This window comes from Pseudohalocynthiibacter sp. F2068, from assembly GCF_023015645.1.
GTDB lineage: Bacteria > Pseudomonadota > Alphaproteobacteria > Rhodobacterales > Rhodobacteraceae > Pseudohalocynthiibacter > Pseudohalocynthiibacter aestuariivivens.
In genome coordinates this window covers 87,991-104,236 of the sequence record NZ_JALKAK010000014.1, presented here as the reverse complement: position 1 = coordinate 104,236, position 16,246 = coordinate 87,991, and the positions used below count along the sequence as shown (strand labels likewise).

Genomic DNA, 16,246 nt, shown 5'->3' with positions numbered 1-16,246 from the left:
GCCAAACTCCGTATAGTTAATGTTGAAGAAGTTATCGTTTTCCATCCAGTGAACAATTTCTAAAGGTGGTTTAAACTCGGTTCCTTCGCAGGCGTTTTGGAAGGTAATCGTTTGTTCTTCCGCACTTGCAACACCGGACAGGCTCAAAGGAACGAAGGCTAGCGTAAACAGCCAAACCCAAAAAAGAATATATCTACCAGCTGTTTTCACGTGAAAATCTACTATAAAAGGTTTCCTGTTACTCTATCTAGAATTGTAGAGAAGGCAATTCGCTCCCGCACGAAATTTTGTGAAAACGGCTAAAAAAATTCACGCACCTCATACCAAAACGTTCTTTGAAGAAGCCAAAATCACCACTGCTCGATTGCTGGCAGTCCCAAGCGTTTATAAGGCTTACTGAACAACCAACAAAACAACGTAATAGTCGGCGAACTCACTACTCCTTCCAACTTCTCGTGGAACGGCAGGATATGGACTTTACCAGTTTGGAAATGTAGGCGCTGCCCGCTCTGCTCGGAAACCCTCGCTAGTTGCCACCCAGAAGATTACGCAATCCTTGGGTGGCTTCTTCTTGCAGACGACGCTTCAAGGCATCCTCCGCACTTTCACCTTCTTCACGCGTTACACCAAGGCGTTCTTCTGCTTGCTGGCGCAGCCGTTCTTCTGCTTCATCGCGTTCTGCCTCAATCCGCGCCTCGATTGCAGCGCGTTCTTCTGCAAGGTTCTGATCGATCAGCGCCTGAAGATCAGGGCGGAATTTCGGATCAGCCCATGTTCCCGTGATCAGAACGGGTACGGTGATACCGCCTGTTCCGTCTTCGTTGCTAAGCGCAACAGGCGTTACACGGTAGTTCAGGGTTTGCTCGCCTATGCCAACTTGCCCCGCCCCAGTTGCCCGCACCAGCGGCCCCAGAAAAACCAAATCATCATTTGTCAGTACGCCGTTTGCGATCTGGAATGTTGCGTTGATCGAATCAAAAATCGTTTTGCTGCCCTCCCCCTGATAGGAGGCATCAAAGTTTCGCAGCATTCCCACCAGATCGAGGCCCAAAAGCTCGCCCGATCCAATACTGAATGCCCCCTGCCCTGACAGGCTGTGCATAATCGCATCAACTGTGTTCCCAACACCCAGAAATTGCAGGTCAACATCCGCCAGACCAATCAGCCGTTCGTAATCTGCAAGGTCGATTAGCATAGGCTGCATCGCCATGCCCCGCGCACTCAGATCGCCGCCCACCGAAAGACCGTTGCGATTGTTCATTACAAAGCTGCCGGTTACGAGGCCCCGATAGGCATTTATTTCTCTCATTTCGAAAACCAAACGAGACCGATCCAGCGTTGCCAATACCCGCGATGTGCCAAGCTTCAGCGTTCCAAGATCAATGGAGGCCGCCCTGAACGCGATTTGCGCATCAAGCAAACCAAACCCGCTGGCATCGATCATATCCTTAGACCAACCCGTGCCAGAACCGGCGCTGCCAGAGCCGCTGTTGCCGTCTGCACTGGCTGCGAGTGATGAAAAATCAAGGGCTTCAGCAGTAAACTGCGCGTTCAGCTTTGGCCTGTCTCCCGAAAGATCAAGGTCGGCTTCGCCGTTCAACGTGTTCTGATCCAGCTGAATAATTCCATCGCGCAAATGCGCCGTCCCTTCGGCGGTGTAGGTCACTTTTCCAGACAGGCTGGCCTGCTGGCCGAGCCCTTCGGACACATCCGGTACCGTCTGACCGATGGTCGTAAACAGCGCAGCCATGTCTTTCAGATCAGCATCCAACTGCCCGTCAAAGGTAAGTGGTTCATACCCGCCACGGCCAGACAGGCCTATGTTTGAGCCACCACTTTTTGCGGTTACCTCAAACCCAACGATGTCACCTGCAAGAAGGGTGCTGAAATTGCTCACTTCCGCAGAAACCTGATTAACCTGACCGTTCATGCGCGCAGAAAGCTCGATTTGCGAGGTGCCGTTGAAATCCGGCACCCTGAGATCAAGATCCATCTCGGTCAGGACAATGTCAGTTCCACCGCTATGATCAAGGAACCGCAATGAACCACCCGTCGCTAACCCGTGGTCAAGGGTAAACGCAGGAATCCCCCCTGCGCTTTCAGGCACGGCCTGGTCCGTTGCGGCAGGTGTTTCAGACGCAAGCTCAAATTCCCAGTTCGCGCGCCCGTCCTTTGCAACCTCAAGCAGGATATCAGGCGCGATCGCCTCGACCTGATCAATCTTAATATTGCCACTCAGAAGCGACATCAGGTCAACGCCCACGCGCATCCCTTCGGCTTTCAGCATCGGTCCGGCATCAGACCAATCGGCATTGGCAATTTCAATTGGCCCGGTGCGTACGCCCAGTTTTGGGTAGATCGAGGCGCGAACCTCGCCCTCAATTTTCATCGCCCGCCCAGTTGCAGTTCCAAACTCACGCGCGGCGATGGCGGCAATCCGCTCTCCCGGGACAATGAACAAGACGCCGACCAGAAGGGCCACCAGAACAATAAGTGTCAGAATAAAGCGGATAATCCAGCGCACCACAAACCTCCGGGCAGAATGGTTAGTTTGGAATCTAAGGACTTCGCGGGCGAACAACAAGTAGAACGCGACACCCCTTTTGTTGCGCGCAAGGCTCAGCTATATCCCGCGGATGAGCCTGAACCCGCCAAACCTCCGCCCCGACCTCGCCCCAAAGGCGAAGATTGACGCAAATGACCGCGTAGACGTGCGCGACGGTCAGCCGAAAATCGGCATGGTCAGCCTTGGCTGCCCCAAGGCGCTGGTGGACAGTGAGCGCATTCTAACGCGGCTTCGAGCCGAAGGTTACGCGATTTCGCCAGATTACGCCGGGGCCGATGCGGTGATCGTGAACACCTGCGGGTTTCTTGATTCTGCCAAGGCCGAAAGCCTTGAAGCGATTGGCGAGGCGTTGAATGAAAACGGCCGTGTCATCGTGACGGGCTGCCTGGGCGCTGAGGAAGATTATATTCGCGGCACCCACCCAAGCGTGCTGGCGGTGACTGGCCCGCATCAGTACGAACAGGTGCTTGATGCCGTGCATCAGGCGGTGCCGCCCAGCCCTGACCCCTTTATGGACCTGCTGCCGGCACGGGGCATCAGCCTGACCCCGCGCCACTACAGCTATCTGAAAATTTCAGAAGGCTGCAATCACAAGTGCAAGTTCTGCATCATCCCGGATATGCGAGGCAAGCTTGCCAGCCGTCCGGCCCACGCGGTGCTGCGCGAGGCGGAAAAGCTGGTCGAGGCCGGGGTGCGGGAACTGCTGGTGATATCGCAGGATACAAGCGCCTATGGGCTTGACCGGAAATATGACCTGAACCCCTGGAAAGACCGCGAGGTGCGCAGCCATATCACCGACCTTGCGCGCGAACTTGGCGGCATGGACGCATGGATACGCCTGCATTACGTCTACCCCTACCCGCATGTGCGCGACCTTATCCCGCTTATGGCGGATGGGCTGGTGCTGCCCTACCTCGACATCCCGTTTCAACACGCCCACCCTGATGTGCTGCGCCGGATGGCGCGGCCTGCGGCGGGTTCAAAAACGCTGGATGAAATCGCGGCGTGGCGGAATGTCTGCCCCGATATCACGCTGCGCTCGACCTTCATCGTTGGCTACCCCGGCGAAACGGAGGAAGAGTTCCAGACATTGCTCGACTGGCTGGATGAAGCGCAGCTCGACCGGGTTGGATGTTTTAAATACGAGAACGTCGATGGCGCGCGGTCAAACGCGCTGCCGGACCATGTGGCCGAAGAGGTGAAAGAAGAGCGCTGGCATCGGTTTATGGAAAGAAGTCAGGCGATTTCGGCGGCAAAACTAGCCGCAAAGGTTGGCTCGCGGCTGGAGGTAATTGTCGACGAAGTGGACGATGAAGCCGCCACATGCCGCACAAAAGCCGACGCACCAGAGATCGACGGCAACCTGTTCATCGATGAAGGGTTTGAGGAGTTGAAGCCGGGGGATATCCTTCGCGTTGAAGTTGATGAGGCGAGTGAGTATGATTTGTGGGGTCGGGTTGTTTGAATCTAACTTGGTACCATCTCGAATTTTTGAGACACCTAGATAACCTTTCAACTCCATTCCTTTTAATCGGTGGTCAAGCCAGATCGCACTATCTTGGTACGACTTCTCGTGATCTTGACATCTGGATGCCCACAGATAACTCACAAAACTCGACTGTTAAGAGCGCGCTTGAGAAGTGGTCTTCACGATTTTCCAACCGCACCGCGCGACCCATTGCACAGCCATTTTGTTTGACGGAAAAAACACAGATCATGTTTCCCGACACAGATGTGTCAGTTATAGATGACAAGAACCAATTGTTAAGAATCAACGAACAGACAAAAATAGACATACTATTTTCGCTAGAACCACTTTCGTTTGAAACTTCGCTATCAAATTGCGAGTGGATCAATGTTAATGGACTTCAAGTACCAATCCTCTCACAAGCCGATTTACTGAAAGTAGAAAAATGATCTGACACAGTCAGAGCATAGGCCCGCCCCCGTGGGGGGCGTGGGCGGGCCTTGGGCTACTTTGAAGCTAGGTGGGGCGTTTGGCCGGGTATGCTTAGCCCGTCCTGTTTTCCAGATAGTGCCGTACCGCCTCCTGCACGTGGCGAAAGCGATCTCCGCCCAGATGCTTGCCTCCGTACCAGCGGGTGACGACGATGATGTGGTTTTGCAGGCCCTCACGCTCCAGCATCCGCAGAATAATCATCCCGGAGCCGGATTCTCCGTCATCGTTTTTTAGCGGGGTGTCCCCCAGCAGCACGGCCCATGTGTTATGGGTCGCCTTCGCGAATTTCTTTTGCTTGCAAAGTTGCTTGATAAAATCCTGCGCCTCGGCGCGCGACGCAACGGGGCCACCCGACACCGCGTATTTTGAGCCACGGTCGGTCAGGATATTGTCGAAAATCTGCATATCCCTCCCCTACCCCGAAAGGGCCGGAATGGCGAGGGTCAGTCTTTCTTGCTCAGCTCTTCAAACAGCGCCTTGTTGCGGCAATAGCTTGGGGTCTCGTCGGCCCCGTCCTTATGCGCCTCTAGCCATTGTTCACAGTCTGCCGGATCATCGCAGGCCATGCAGCGCTGCACGGTGTTGCGCAAATCTTCCGGGCGCAGCTCTCCGCGTTGCAGTTTTTCGTCGATATCAACGCCAAGCGTGTCGGCCATACGGCCCGCAAGCCCTGCGTGACGGTCGTATTTTGAAAAAATACTCATGTATCCGTTCCCTTCCAGGAAAACAGAAACAGAGCGGCGCAAGACGCGCCTTGATCAAGATCAAGTGCGGTTCAGAGCCCCGCAGCCGTGCGGCGGACAACTTCCATGCGCTGCGCATTTGGCGGATGCGAGCCGAGGAAGCGGTTGCCGGGGTCCGGAATGCGGTTGAAATACTGTGCACCGCGCAACGGATTATACCCCGCGCGCGCCGTAATGCGGGTGCCAAGGCTGTCGGCCTCAAGCTCAAAATCTTTTGAGTAACGGCGTGCGCCAACAGTAGCGCCAAGGTCCTGCCCGGACTTCACGTCAGCCCCCAGAACCGCAGCCGCTATTCCGCCAATGATCATGCCGCCCAGCGCGGATTGCTGCGTGCGCGGAATGTGACCCGCGATGTGGTGTGCGGTTTCATGACCCATGACAAAGGCCAGTTCGTCCTGATTTTGCGCCTCTGCAATCAGCGCGACGGTGAACGCGACAACGGGCCGGCCGCTACGATCAAGCGTCTGAAAAGCATTTGGTGGCTGGTTTGGCCTGTTGTCGACCACGATCTTGAAATCACAGTTCACGCCTTGCGTTCTTTGGCGGCAAATTTGCTCGGCGACAGGTTCAACCCGGCGCACAACAGCCGTGAAATTACGGGCGGCTGTCGCGCTGTCCAGCCGCGCGACCTTGGGTTGCTGTTGAGGCGGTGCTTGGGTTCTTGGGGTCGAGCTTGTTGTGACTTCACATCCGGCCAACGCCAAGGCGGTTAGCGGGATCAGGGCGAACATTCGTAAATTGACACTCATCATACGTGCAACCTTATCAAAGGATGCGATCAATTAAAGCCCAAATTACGGATACGTCCGCTTGCAAAAGTGCCGGTAAAGTCTAGGCTGATCACATGTTTACAATAGAGCACGAATTTGATGCCACGGTGATCACGCTTGTTGATGAGCCGGGCAGCCATTTGCAGGAAGATGTTACAATTCAGGCATTTGAGGACTGCGTGACAATCGAACAACTTGATACAAGGACAGACAAGGTGCAGAAAATAACCCTGTCCCAGTCGATGTTGCATGATCTTGCAGCCGCGCTTGATTTGCCAGAAGGCGTGTATCGGTTGCACCGCGCAGAGGATTCTTGAAAACACCGCTTAGTCGCTGATCTGAAACACCTTGTCGCGCGCGGTCGCGCCACGGATCAGGATCAAACGTGTTTTCGGCACGCCCAGCGCCTTGGAAAGCAGTTTCTGCACCATTGCGGTTGCTTTACCACCTTCCGGCACGGTCGTTACGTAAACCCGCAATGCACCGCCCTCTTCCACCACGCGGTTGCGCGAGGCTTTGGGTGTGACCCGCACGGAAATTTCCGTACCGGGACGTGCAAGATGTGTCAGGTCTGGGTCCGCCATATTCTGCCTCTGGTAAACCTGTGCAACGCTGGTCTAATCTGCCCCAGATAACGGGAAAGGGCAGCAGATGACCACGGGTTTCTTTTGGGATGAGCGCACGTTCTGGCATGGAGGGGGCAACTATGCGTCAATGGCCCCGGTTGGCGGGCTGGTTCAGCCTATGGGGGCGGGTGGCCTGCCGGAAAACCCGGAAACAAAGCGGCGTCTTGTCAACCTGTTGCGTGCCTCTGGACTGTGGGAAGAACTGCACACCCAAGGTGCACCAGAGGCAACGCATGAAGATTTGCTGCGTGTCCACCCCGAACACTATCTGACCGAATTCAAGAAACTCTCTGACGCTGGCGGTGGCGAACTGGGGTTGCGTACACCCTTTGGCCCCGGTGGCTATGAAATGGCGGCACTTTCTGCGGGGTTATCAAAAGCAGCTTTGTGTTCAGTGCTTAAGGGAGAGGTTGAAAACTCTTACGCGCTTTCCCGCCCGCCCGGGCACCATTGTTTGCCGGATTTTCCGAACGGGTTTTGCCTGATGGCAAATCTCGCGATTGCGATTGAGGCCGCTTTTGCCGAAAAGCTATGCGGGCGCGTTGCCGTCATTGACTGGGACGTGCACCACGGCAACGGAACCGAGGCGATTTACTATGAACGAGACGATGTTCTGGCAATCTCGCTTCATCAGGAACGCAACTATCCGCAGGACACGGGGTTTGTTGCGGATCGTGGGGAAGGTGCAGGCAAGGGCTGTAACATAAACATACCGCTGCCACCGGGAGGCGGGCACGTGATGTATCTGGAAGCGATGGATCGCATTGTTATGCCAGCACTTTACCAGTTCAAACCCGATGTCATCGTCATCGCCAATGGATATGACGCAAGCGCGCTTGATATGCTGAGCAGGATGCTGGCGACCGCCAATACCTTTGCGCAGATGACGACACGGGTGAAACAGGCTGCAAACGATCTATGTAATGGGCGATTGATGATGGCGCATGAAGGCGGTTACAGCGAGCTTTACGTACCTTTCTGTGGCCACGCTGTCCTGTCAGAGATGTCGGGGAGCAAGATTGAGGCCCCTGACCCCCTGCTTTCGCGCGTGAACGGACAACAACCCTCAGAACGACTGAATGCATTTTACAGCGAGCTCCTGGCGGAGATGCAGGAATTCTTTTCCTGAGCCTTGTTGATCACCCCCAAAGAACGCATAGGTCATTGCGAAAAGACGGAGAGAACATGCCAGCCCCAAATGCCGCAGCAATGGAATTTCTGCTGACCCGCCGTTCGCGCCCAGCGAAAACACTTACCGGGCCCGCACCAGACCACGAGGCACTGATGCCAATCTTGTCAGCGGGCGCCCGTACACCTGACCACGGAAAGCTGGAACCATGGCGATTTATCGTTTTGGAGGGCACAGCACTTACGCGTCTCGCCGCGCTTGTTGAAGCCCGCGGGGTGGTGCTTGCGCTTGAAACAGACAAGATCGACAAAATGTACCGGCAGTTTGCTGATGCCGATCTGGCGGTTGCGGTGATATCCGCGCCAAAGCCGTCAGACAAGGTGCCGGAGATTGAACAGGTTTTATCTGCCGGGGCGGTATGTCTTTCGATGCTGAATGCCGCGCTGGCCTCTGGCTGGGGGGCGAACTGGCTAACGGGCTGGGCGGCGCATGACTGCGTTTTTCTGCGCGATGGGCTTGGCCTGTCAGAAACAGAAAGCATTGCAGGTTTCATTCACATCGGAACAGAAACCAATGCCCCGCCTGAACGACCCCGCCCTGATGTCGGCGCTATTACAGAATGGGTCGGCGCGTGATTTTTTCTGATTTTTTAAAAGCCCTTACTCAGCTTAGTGACAAGCGGTTCCGCCGTGTACTTTGGATGGGGATTGGCCTGACAATTGCCCTTCTGTTTGGTGTCTACGCTGTTTTTCTGGGTGGCTTAAATTGGCTGACACCAGATGAACTCACGCTTCCGTGGATTGGCGAAATCACCTGGGTTGATGATCTGCTGTCCTGGGCCTCTGTCTTTCTGATGATCGGGTTTTCAGTCTTTTTGATGGTGCCGGTCGCTTCGGCATTTACCGGGTTTTTCCTTGAAGATGTGGCGCAGGCGGTAGAGGACAAGCACTTTCCGTACCTGCAGCCTGCTCCCCGCATCCCGTTTAGTGAGAGCGTGCAGGACAGCCTAAATTTCCTCGCATTGCTTGTCGTTGCGAACATCTTAGCGCTATTCGTCTATGCAGCTTTTAATATCTTCGCGCCCCTGATTTTTTGGGCCCTGAACGGGTTTTTACTTGGGCGAGAGTATTTTCAATTGGTTGCCATGCGCAGGATTGGACGTGCTGATGCAAAAAAATTGCGCCGACGTCACATCGGGCAAATCTGGCTCGCAGGCGCACTGATGGCGGTGCCACTGTCCGTTCCGTTTGTGAATTTTCTCATACCTGTGCTAGGTGCCGCGACTTTCACCCATTTGTTTCACCGATTACAGGCGCAGGCCCCATCCGGTTAAACCAGTCGATATCGCGCACTGTGATCTTACCACTGAAGAGGATACCGGCAATAACAACCCAAAGCACACTGGCGATAGCCGTTGTTATCTTTGCCTTTTTCCCGATCTGCGGGTTATGAGGGGCACCCGCGTGTGTTCCGGGCACAATTTCACCCACGTCATCCTGTGTTTTAAGACGGATCGGCAAAACGCAGAGCATCACCAGAAACCAAAGGACGGCAAACAGAACGATCGCTGAGGTGATGGACATCAGACCTGTTCCAGTTCAACCAAACAGCCGTTGAAATCTTTTGGATGCAGGAAAATCACCGGTTTTCCATGCGCGCCGATTTTTGGCTCTCCGGTGCCCAAGACGCGCGCACCCTCGGATTGCAGGTGGTCCCGGGCGGCAAGGATATCTTCGACCTCATAGCAGATGTGGTGAATACCGCCTGAGGGATTTTTCTCCAGAAACCCAGCAATCGGGCTGTTGTCGCCCAGTGGATAGAGCAGTTCTATCTTGGTGTTGGGAAGCTCTATGAATACGACGGTTACGCCATGGTCCGGTTCATCCTGAGGTGCGCCGACATTGGCGCCAAGCGCACCCCGATACTGCGCGCAGGCTGCCTCCAGATCTGGGACCGCGATGGCAACATGGTTAAGACGTCCAATCATTTTGAGCACTCCTTAGAAAGCGGATGCGGGGGTTATGGCCGCTGCAAACACTGCGTGCAAGCGGCGGTTGGACGCAGTGCCGTAGCCTGCATTAACGGGCTGTTCACGCAAAACCCGTTCTAATCCGACTCAGAAAGCTGAAACTGGGGAAAAAAGATGGATAGCTATGATACCTTTATGATGACTCGTGTACCAACAGCCGAACGTCCGCTGATGGGGCTTACGGTACTTGTTGTTGAAGACAGCCGATTTGCGAGCGAGGCGATGCGCCTGTTGTGTTTGCGCAGCGGGGCCCGCATCCGACGTGCTGATTGCCTTAAATCAGCGCGCCGCCACCTTGGGGTTTATCGGCCCTCAGTGGTTATTGTTGATCTTGGTTTGCCGGACGGGTCTGGCGCAGATCTGATACAAGAGCTGCACACAGGTGCAGCACGCGTTGACGTGATTTTAGCCACAAGCGGCGATGATGGTCTTGAAGATGCGGCACTGGCCGCAGGTGCCGATGGGTTTATAGCAAAACCAATAGAAAGCCTGGCTGTCTTTCAGTCTATTGTCCTGGCAAACCTGCCCGGCGGTATGCGCCCGACCGGGCCACGCCTTTTACCCGATGCGGAAATCAGGCCTGATCCAATCGCTTTCCGAGACGATTTGATTAGCATCACTCGCAAACTGAGCGACAAAGCCGACAAGAGCACCCTAGACTATGTTGCGCAATTCCTTTCCGGAGTTGCACGAAGCGCCCACGACAGAGCCCTTGAAACAGCCGCAGGAGCACTTGCCAGAGACTGTGCCAAAGGCAACCCTCGGTGTTCTGACATTGCGCGATTGGCCGGAATTGTTCAGGAGCGACTGGAAAGAACTGCGTGTATTTGAAAAACAGCAAATTTTGAAAACGGCGGCTGACTACACCAACGGGCATTCTCGCCGTTTTCAAAAATGAATTAAGATATTGTTTTAAAGTTATTTTTCACTTTTCGCAGCACATAGAGCGCTAAAACCAACGTTCCTGCCTAAGAGCTTTCCATGCGGGGGTCGGGTTTTGCTACAGCTTTTCCCAAATCTTGCCACATTCACAATTCAAACTCCTTGTAGTGAAAAGCCAAAACTGATGAGCGAAAAGCAAGGCAATCTGACATGGAAACGATTTTTGATCTATTCGTGAGCGACGAAAACGGCAGCACAGCAGTCGACTGGCTCGTGTTGATTACCGGCGTTATGGCATTGTCCTTCGCAGTCATGTCAACCCTTGGCAAAGAAAACACCGTCTTGGCTTCAGAGACATCAGGCCCTCAAACCAATGTTGTTTCGAACGGATCACAAAGCTGATCTGAAACGAGTTTCGCAACGCACCTAAAAACCGCCCAGCAGATTTGCCGAGCGGTTCTTTTTGTCCAATCGTGCAAATTAATCCTGTGGTATGACCCGCAAGCCAAGTTCGCGAAGTTGCTCGTTTGACGGCTCACTTGGGGCCGACATCATCAGGTCTTCGGCGCGCTGGTTCATCGGGAACATGATGACCTCGCGGATATTGGCTTCATCCGCCAGCAACATCACGATCCGGTCAATCCCAGCGGCACAACCACCGTGCGGCGGTGCGCCGTATTTAAAGGCATTCACCATTCCGCCAAAGCGGCTTTCCACCTCTTCCGCACCGTAACCGGCAAGTTCAAAAGCCTTGAACATGATTTCTGGTTTGTGGTTCCGAATCGCGCCCGACACCAGTTCATAACCGTTGCAGGCAAGGTCATATTGGTAGCCAAGGACGGAAAGCGGATCTCCATCAAGTGCGTCCATTCCGCCTTGTGGCATGGAAAACGGGTTATGGGAAAAGTCGATCTTACCGGTTTCTTCATCTGCCTCGTACATTGGAAAGTCGACGATCCAGGCAAAAGCGAAGCGGTCTTGATCGATAAGACCCAGCGTCTCGCCAATCTCTGTGCGGGCCCGGCCAGCGACAGCCTCAAAAGCAGAAGGTTTTCCGCCAAGGAAGAACGCCGCATCACCAACCCCAAGATCAAGTTGCTGACGGATCGCCTCTGTCCGCTCGGGGCCGATGTTTTTGGCCAAGGGACCAGCGGCTTCCATACCGTTTTCACCATCACGCCAGAAAATATAGCCCATTCCGGGCAAACCTTGCGCCTGCGCAAAGGCATTCATCCGGTCACAGAATTTACGGCTGCCGCCACTGGGTGCCGGGATGGCGCGAATTTCGGTACCTTCCTGCTCCAGCAATTTTGCGAAAATTGCAAAACCGGAGCCTGCAAAATGTTCGCTCACAATCTGCATCTTGATCGGGTTACGCAGGTCAGGCTTGTCGGTGCCGTACCAGAGAGCTGAATCGCGGAACGAGATTTGCTCCCATGTCTCGTCAACTTTGCGACCGCCGCCAAATTCCTCAAAGATTCCGCTGATGACCGGCTGGATCGTGTCAAAAACGTCCTGCTGGGTCACAAAGCTCATCTCAAGATCAAGTTGGTAAAAATCGGTTGGTGATCGGTCTGCACGCGGATCTTCATCCCTAAAACACGGCGCGATCTGGAAATATTTGTCAAATCCCGACACCATGATCAGCTGTTTGAACTGCTGCGGAGCCTGCGGAAGTGCGTAGAACCTGCCGGGGTGCTGGCGTGACGGGACCAAAAAGTCGCGCGCACCTTCGGGGCTTGAGGCTGTGATAATAGGCGTCTGGAATTCTTTGAAACCCGTATCCCACATGCGCTGCCGCATTGACGCTACAACATCAGAACGCAAAATCATGTTGTGTTGCAGTTTTTCGCGGCGCAGGTCGAGGTAGCGGTATTTTAACCGGGTTTCTTCGGGATATTCCTGATCCCCAAAAACGATCAGGGGCAGTTCATCAGCAGCGCCCAACACTTCCATATCACGGATGAAAACCTCGATTTCACCGGTTGGCAGCTTTGGGTTTATCAGGCTTTCGTCGCGTGCCTTAACCTCGCCATCAATGCGAATACACCACTCGCTGCGCAGGTTTTCAACCTCGGCAAAGACCGGGCTGTCGGGATCACACAGTACTTGCGTAACACCGTAATGGTCACGCAGATCGATAAACAAAATACCACCATGATCGCGCACGCGGTGTACCCAGCCGGAAAGACGAACGGTCTCTCCAACATTTGCTTTGGTCAGTTCAGCGCAGGTCTGGCTACGAAAGGCGTGCATCGGGTATTCCCTCGAGGGTAGTGAAAGCTTCGCGCCGATACACATTGCGTACGCCCGGAAGTCAAGGTCACAGTGAGAATTGCCTGTATTTTTGGGTGTTCAAATCAACGTAACCTCGGAATTCGGGCCAAAAAAACATCGAACTAGACAGGAAGGCCATGTTTTCACTAATATTTTGCATGGAAGGACGCTGAATCTGGGGCAGAGCGCGAATTTTAGTACCAGATATTTTTTAGGGGGATGTTATGTGGGAAGCTCTCTTTGTACGAATGCTAAAGCAGCTAATTCGGCACGGTACGCTGGATTTGCAGCTTCCAAGTGGCCGCAAGGAACGGTTCGGAGATGGGGACGGATCTGTCGTAATTGCCCAGATCACTGACCCTGGTCTGCCGCGCCGCTTCATGATCAACCCGGAACTTACGATTGGGGAGGCCTATATGGAAGGCACCCTGAACATCGACAACGACGACTTGCACAGCTTTATCGCGCTTGGCATTCGGAACATGTCTGTCGGGCGTGGTCATGGGCTGGAACGGTTTTTTGGCCCATTCTTGCGATATGTCAGCCAATACAACCCAATGGGGCGCGCGCGCAGCAATGTCGCGCATCATTATGATTTGTCTGGTGCGCTGTATGACCTTTTTCTGGATGAGGACAAGCAATATTCCTGTGCCTATTTTCGTCATCCTGATGACACGCTTGAACAAGCTCAGATACAAAAGAAAGCCCATATCGCACAGAAACTATGTCTTGAGCCAGGAATGCGGGTTCTTGATATCGGATGCGGCTGGGGCGGTATGGCCATAACATTGGCCAAAGACTATGGCGTGCATGTTGTTGGTGTCACATTGTCAGAAGAACAACATAAAGTCGCACGCGCACGCGTTGATGCTGCGGGCCTGAACGAGCAGATCGATATACGCTTAACAGACTACCGCGCGCTGGATGGTAAATTTGACAGAGTAGTTTCTGTCGGAATGTTTGAGCACGTGGGCGTGCCGCATTACCGGGAGTATTTCAGTCACGTAAGCGACAGGCTAACGGACAACGGAATCGCATTGATACACACCATTGGGCGCGAATCGCCACCAGGACGCACAAGCCCCTGGGTACTGAAGTATATTTTCCCAGGCGGTTATGTCCCTTCGCTTTCCGAGGTAAGCAAAGCGATCGAGAAGGAAGGTCTCTGGACCACAGATGTTGAAGTTTGGCAGCTGCATTATGCTGAAACGCTAAAACATTGGTACACGCGTTTTATGGCAAATATCGATAAGGCCCGGCAGATTTACGATGACCGATTCTGCAGGATGTGGCGGTTCTATCTGATTTCAGCGGAGCTCACATTTAGACTACACCGACAGGTTGTTTTTCAATTTCAACTCACCCGCAAACAAGGTGTCGTTCCCCTGACCCGCGATTACATTTACCAAGGCGATGAAAAACAGCACTGGCGGGCAGCGGAATAGATTTCCGGGCTAAACCAGATGCGCCCTTATCAGACCACGCAGCGAATTCCCCACAAACAATCGCTGTGCCTTTTTAATATCGCGCTCTGTTAGTATTGCCTCTGCGGCCTCTCCTGCGTCCAGCATTTTCTGCCGCAACACACCGGGAAGCAGGCCACACGTAAGTGGTGGAGTAATCAAACCCTGCCCAAAATCCGCAAAAACATTCGTTATTGTTCCTTCGCAAATTTCGCCGCGTTCATTCAGAAAAATCAACTCGTCCACACCGTTCGGAAGGTTTGCACGGGCATTGTCGTAAAGCTGACGCTCTGTGGTTTTCACTTGCAACCAGCGGTCATCTGAGCGGAGCCTGTCTTTTGCAACCATAACGCGCCACGCGCTAACAGTCGATGATATTGGAAATACCTGCAGCTCAAATTTACCGTTTAACTTCAATGTCATACGACATCGCCGCGTGTCAGTTCCCGAAACAGACGATAACAAATGCTGCGCAGCATTTCTGTCAAAATCAATCCCAAAACCCTGCGCGCTCTTTTCCATTCGCGAAAGATGGAGATCAAGATTTTGAAATCCCAGAGCCGGATCAAACCCAAACGTTTCAATCAGCTTGAGATCGGGGGGGAGATTTCTGCGTAGCGCACTTTCCACAGGGCTTCCTCATATTCGCCATCGGCTGTGCTGTCCCAGACAACACCGCCGCCAACATTAAGTCGCACAGCGCCACCTTCAAAGAGCGAAAGTGTGCGGATTGCAACGTTGAAACATGATGACCCGTCTGGCGCCATCCAGCCAATTGTACCGCAGTATATTCCGCGTGGCGTTGGTTCCAGATCCCGGATTACCTGCATTGCACGGTGTTTGGGCGCGCCTGTGACTGAACCGCAGGGAAAAAGTGCGCGCAGGATATCGGGCAGGGATGTGCTTTCTTTAAGGTGCGCCGTTACGCGCGATACCATCTGATGAACTGTTGCGTAGCTATCGACACGAAACAATTCAGGCACTTTGACCGAGCCAACCTTGGATACCTGGCTGATATCATTGCGTAAAAGATCAACGATCATCAGGTTTTCAGCGCGGTTTTTGGGGTCCTTCAGCAGCCAGTTGTAACGTTCATCGTCTTCACCTGCTGTTATGCCGCGCGGGACCGTGCCTTTCATGGGCAATGTTTCAATTTCGCCGTCCGCTGTTGTACGAAAGAAAAGCTCAGGTGAACGCGACAGGATTTCCGGCCCAACCCCAAGATCAACATGCGCGCCGTAAAGCACAGGCTGACGCGCCGCCAAAAGACCGAAAAGTGCCTCGGCAGAGCCTGCGCGGTTCGCCAAAATTGGAAACGTCAGATTGGCCTGATAAATATCACCCGCCCCGATCAACGCGCGAAGCTTGTCAAACGCCCGGTGATAGTCATTTGCTGACCAAAGTGGCGTCAACGAAGACAAGACGGCCTCTCCCACGCCAATATTCGCTGAATCTGGCGTATCAAACACGCCAAAAAGCAGCAATGGTGTGTCGCGGTCTTCTGGCAAGAGATGAGCAAGCTTTGGCATCAAAACATAGCCAAGTTCGTAAGAACAATAGCCTGCAATCCAGCGTCCATCGGCTTGTGCCCTTGAAAGCGCGTCCAGCGCTGCAGGCACTTCTTCAGCAGTTTTTGCCACAATCAACTGTTCCGGCGCACGAAAAAGTGTGCCGGTTCCATCTGGTCCGTGGTCAAAAAATATCTGCGGCTGTGCCAAAATGAATCGCCTGATGCTACGTCACAGGGTGCTTCTAGTCTGCTTTTCGCTGCTCTGCGCCCCTAAAATCCGACATCTGCGAA

The 16,246-nt window shown here is 53.8% G+C and carries 19 protein-coding genes; 8 read left to right on the top strand and 11 right to left on the bottom strand.

All coding sequences use genetic code 11. The features are described 5' to 3' along the window. Both MWU63_RS15705 and MWU63_RS15700 read right to left on the bottom strand, forming a co-directional pair. Nucleotides 1-210 (bottom strand): hypothetical protein (locus MWU63_RS15705; RefSeq protein WP_247078630.1); only part of this gene is annotated, 210 nt, incomplete at its 3' end. Nucleotides 211-526: 316 nt separating this feature from the next. Next, complete coding sequence (locus MWU63_RS15700) at nt 527-2,524, bottom strand: AsmA family protein (protein ID WP_247078628.1); 1,998 nt, start codon at nt 2,522-2,524, stop codon at nt 527-529. A gap of 112 nt (nt 2,525-2,636) precedes the next feature. Between MWU63_RS15700 and rimO the strand changes: the two genes are divergently transcribed. Beyond that, the gene (rimO, locus tag MWU63_RS15695; protein ID WP_247078626.1) at nt 2,637-4,031 is read left to right on the top strand and encodes a 30S ribosomal protein S12 methylthiotransferase RimO; all 1,395 of its coding nucleotides are present in this window, start codon (nt 2,637-2,639) and stop codon (nt 4,029-4,031) included. Between the two features lie 546 nt (nt 4,032-4,577). Here the strand turns inward: rimO and MWU63_RS15690 are convergent. The 3 genes from MWU63_RS15690 to MWU63_RS15680 form a co-directional block, all read right to left on the bottom strand. Then, the gene (locus tag MWU63_RS15690; protein WP_213888839.1) at nt 4,578-4,931 is read right to left on the bottom strand and encodes a YigZ family protein; all 354 of its coding nucleotides are present in this window, start codon (nt 4,929-4,931) and stop codon (nt 4,578-4,580) included. A gap of 38 nt (nt 4,932-4,969) precedes the next feature. Continuing rightward, nucleotides 4,970-5,230, bottom strand: a complete 261-nt coding sequence (locus MWU63_RS15685) for a DUF6455 family protein (RefSeq protein WP_213888840.1) — start codon at nt 5,228-5,230, stop codon at nt 4,970-4,972. A gap of 71 nt (nt 5,231-5,301) precedes the next feature. Further along, on the bottom strand, nt 5,302-6,021 hold the full coding sequence (locus MWU63_RS15680) for a M48 family metallopeptidase (RefSeq protein ID WP_246531684.1): 720 nt from the start codon (nt 6,019-6,021) through the stop codon (nt 5,302-5,304). Nucleotides 6,022-6,113: 92 nt separating this feature from the next. Here MWU63_RS15680 and MWU63_RS15675 point away from each other — a divergent pair, with 92 nt between their 5' ends. Next, on the top strand, nt 6,114-6,356 hold the full coding sequence (locus tag MWU63_RS15675) for a hypothetical protein (RefSeq protein WP_213888841.1): 243 nt from the start codon (nt 6,114-6,116) through the stop codon (nt 6,354-6,356). Between the two features lie 9 nt (nt 6,357-6,365). Here MWU63_RS15675 and MWU63_RS15670 read toward each other — a convergent pair whose 3' ends face one another. Further along, nucleotides 6,366-6,623, bottom strand: coding sequence for a DUF167 domain-containing protein (locus MWU63_RS15670; RefSeq protein WP_247078618.1), 258 nt, complete (start codon nt 6,621-6,623; stop codon nt 6,366-6,368). 67 nt (nt 6,624-6,690) lie between these two features. Here MWU63_RS15670 and MWU63_RS15665 point away from each other — a divergent pair, with 67 nt between their 5' ends. Genes MWU63_RS15665 through MWU63_RS15655 form a run of 3 tightly spaced genes read left to right on the top strand, consistent with a single transcriptional unit; the run spans nt 6,691 to nt 9,127 of the window. After that, nucleotides 6,691-7,794 carry a class II histone deacetylase gene (locus tag MWU63_RS15665; protein WP_247078616.1) on the top strand — a complete coding sequence of 368 codons (1,104 nt, stop codon included), beginning with the start codon at nt 6,691-6,693 and terminating at the stop codon, nt 7,792-7,794. 56 nt (nt 7,795-7,850) lie between these two features. Then, on the top strand, nt 7,851-8,429 hold the full coding sequence (locus tag MWU63_RS15660) for a nitroreductase (RefSeq protein ID WP_213888844.1): 579 nt from the start codon (nt 7,851-7,853) through the stop codon (nt 8,427-8,429). After that, the gene (locus MWU63_RS15655; protein ID WP_213888845.1) at nt 8,426-9,127 is read left to right on the top strand and encodes an EI24 domain-containing protein; all 702 of its coding nucleotides are present in this window, start codon (nt 8,426-8,428) and stop codon (nt 9,125-9,127) included. Before MWU63_RS15660 ends, MWU63_RS15655 begins: the two co-directional genes overlap by 4 nt. Here the strand turns inward: MWU63_RS15655 and MWU63_RS15650 are convergent. Then, nucleotides 9,081-9,377: a DUF1467 family protein gene (locus MWU63_RS15650; protein WP_213888846.1), complete on the bottom strand. Its 297-nt coding sequence runs from the start codon at nt 9,375-9,377 to the stop codon at nt 9,081-9,083. The genes MWU63_RS15655 and MWU63_RS15650 overlap by 47 nt on opposite strands. Then, nucleotides 9,377-9,781 carry a methylmalonyl-CoA epimerase gene (mce, locus tag MWU63_RS15645; protein WP_213888847.1) on the bottom strand — a complete coding sequence of 135 codons (405 nt, stop codon included), beginning with the start codon at nt 9,779-9,781 and terminating at the stop codon, nt 9,377-9,379. Before mce ends, MWU63_RS15650 begins: the two co-directional genes overlap by 1 nt. Before the next feature lie 156 nt (nt 9,782-9,937). Between mce and MWU63_RS15640 the strand changes: the two genes are divergently transcribed. Continuing rightward, entirely contained in the window at nt 9,938-10,654 is a 717-nt protein-coding gene (locus tag MWU63_RS15640) for a response regulator (protein ID WP_213888848.1), read from the top strand. Nucleotides 10,655-10,915: 261 nt separating this feature from the next. After that, nucleotides 10,916-11,107, top strand: a complete 192-nt coding sequence (locus tag MWU63_RS15635) for a hypothetical protein (RefSeq protein ID WP_213888849.1) — start codon at nt 10,916-10,918, stop codon at nt 11,105-11,107. A gap of 78 nt (nt 11,108-11,185) precedes the next feature. Here the strand turns inward: MWU63_RS15635 and aspS are convergent, their stop codons facing one another. After that, a complete protein-coding gene (gene aspS / locus MWU63_RS15630; RefSeq protein ID WP_213888850.1) occupies nt 11,186-12,961 on the bottom strand; it encodes an aspartate--tRNA ligase in 1,776 nt (591 codons plus the stop codon). Nucleotides 12,962-13,206: 245 nt separating this feature from the next. On the opposite strand from aspS, the gene MWU63_RS15625 reads away from it, so the two are divergent. Continuing rightward, nucleotides 13,207-14,427, top strand: a complete 1,221-nt coding sequence (locus MWU63_RS15625) for a cyclopropane-fatty-acyl-phospholipid synthase family protein (protein WP_213888851.1) — start codon at nt 13,207-13,209, stop codon at nt 14,425-14,427. Between the two features lie 9 nt (nt 14,428-14,436). Here MWU63_RS15625 and MWU63_RS15620 read toward each other — a convergent pair whose 3' ends face one another. After that, nucleotides 14,437-15,075 (bottom strand): aminotransferase class IV family protein, encoded by a 639-nt coding sequence (locus MWU63_RS15620; RefSeq protein WP_348646245.1) that lies wholly within the window; start codon nt 15,073-15,075, stop codon nt 14,437-14,439. Further along, nucleotides 15,030-16,166 carry an aminodeoxychorismate synthase component I gene (locus MWU63_RS15615; RefSeq protein ID WP_247078632.1) on the bottom strand — a complete coding sequence of 379 codons (1,137 nt, stop codon included), beginning with the start codon at nt 16,164-16,166 and terminating at the stop codon, nt 15,030-15,032. Before MWU63_RS15615 ends, MWU63_RS15620 begins: the two co-directional genes overlap by 46 nt. Nucleotides 16,167-16,246 lie beyond the last annotated feature (80 nt).

Excerpts from the sequence above, each read along its gene's own strand:
- rimO (WP_247078626.1), top strand. The coding sequence starts at position 2,637 with ATGAGCCTGAACCCGCCAAACCTCCGCCCCGACCTCGCCCCAAAGGCG.
- MWU63_RS15690 (WP_213888839.1), bottom strand. The coding sequence starts at position 4,931 with ATGCAGATTTTCGACAATATCCTGACCGACCGTGGCTCAAAATACGCG.
- MWU63_RS15685 (WP_213888840.1), bottom strand. The coding sequence starts at position 5,230 with ATGAGTATTTTTTCAAAATACGACCGTCACGCAGGGCTTGCGGGCCGT.
- MWU63_RS15680 (WP_246531684.1), bottom strand. The coding sequence starts at position 6,021 with ATGATGAGTGTCAATTTACGAATGTTCGCCCTGATCCCGCTAACCGCC.
- MWU63_RS15675 (WP_213888841.1), top strand. The coding sequence starts at position 6,114 with ATGTTTACAATAGAGCACGAATTTGATGCCACGGTGATCACGCTTGTT.
- MWU63_RS15670 (WP_247078618.1), bottom strand. The coding sequence starts at position 6,623 with ATGGCGGACCCAGACCTGACACATCTTGCACGTCCCGGTACGGAAATT.
- MWU63_RS15665 (WP_247078616.1), top strand. The coding sequence starts at position 6,691 with ATGACCACGGGTTTCTTTTGGGATGAGCGCACGTTCTGGCATGGAGGG.
- MWU63_RS15660 (WP_213888844.1), top strand. The coding sequence starts at position 7,851 with ATGCCAGCCCCAAATGCCGCAGCAATGGAATTTCTGCTGACCCGCCGT.
- MWU63_RS15650 (WP_213888846.1), bottom strand. The coding sequence starts at position 9,377 with ATGTCCATCACCTCAGCGATCGTTCTGTTTGCCGTCCTTTGGTTTCTG.
- mce (WP_213888847.1), bottom strand. The coding sequence starts at position 9,781 with ATGATTGGACGTCTTAACCATGTTGCCATCGCGGTCCCAGATCTGGAG.
- MWU63_RS15640 (WP_213888848.1), top strand. The coding sequence starts at position 9,938 with ATGGATAGCTATGATACCTTTATGATGACTCGTGTACCAACAGCCGAA.
- MWU63_RS15635 (WP_213888849.1), top strand. The coding sequence starts at position 10,916 with ATGGAAACGATTTTTGATCTATTCGTGAGCGACGAAAACGGCAGCACA.
- aspS (WP_213888850.1), bottom strand. The coding sequence starts at position 12,961 with ATGCACGCCTTTCGTAGCCAGACCTGCGCTGAACTGACCAAAGCAAAT.
- MWU63_RS15625 (WP_213888851.1), top strand. The coding sequence starts at position 13,207 with ATGTGGGAAGCTCTCTTTGTACGAATGCTAAAGCAGCTAATTCGGCAC.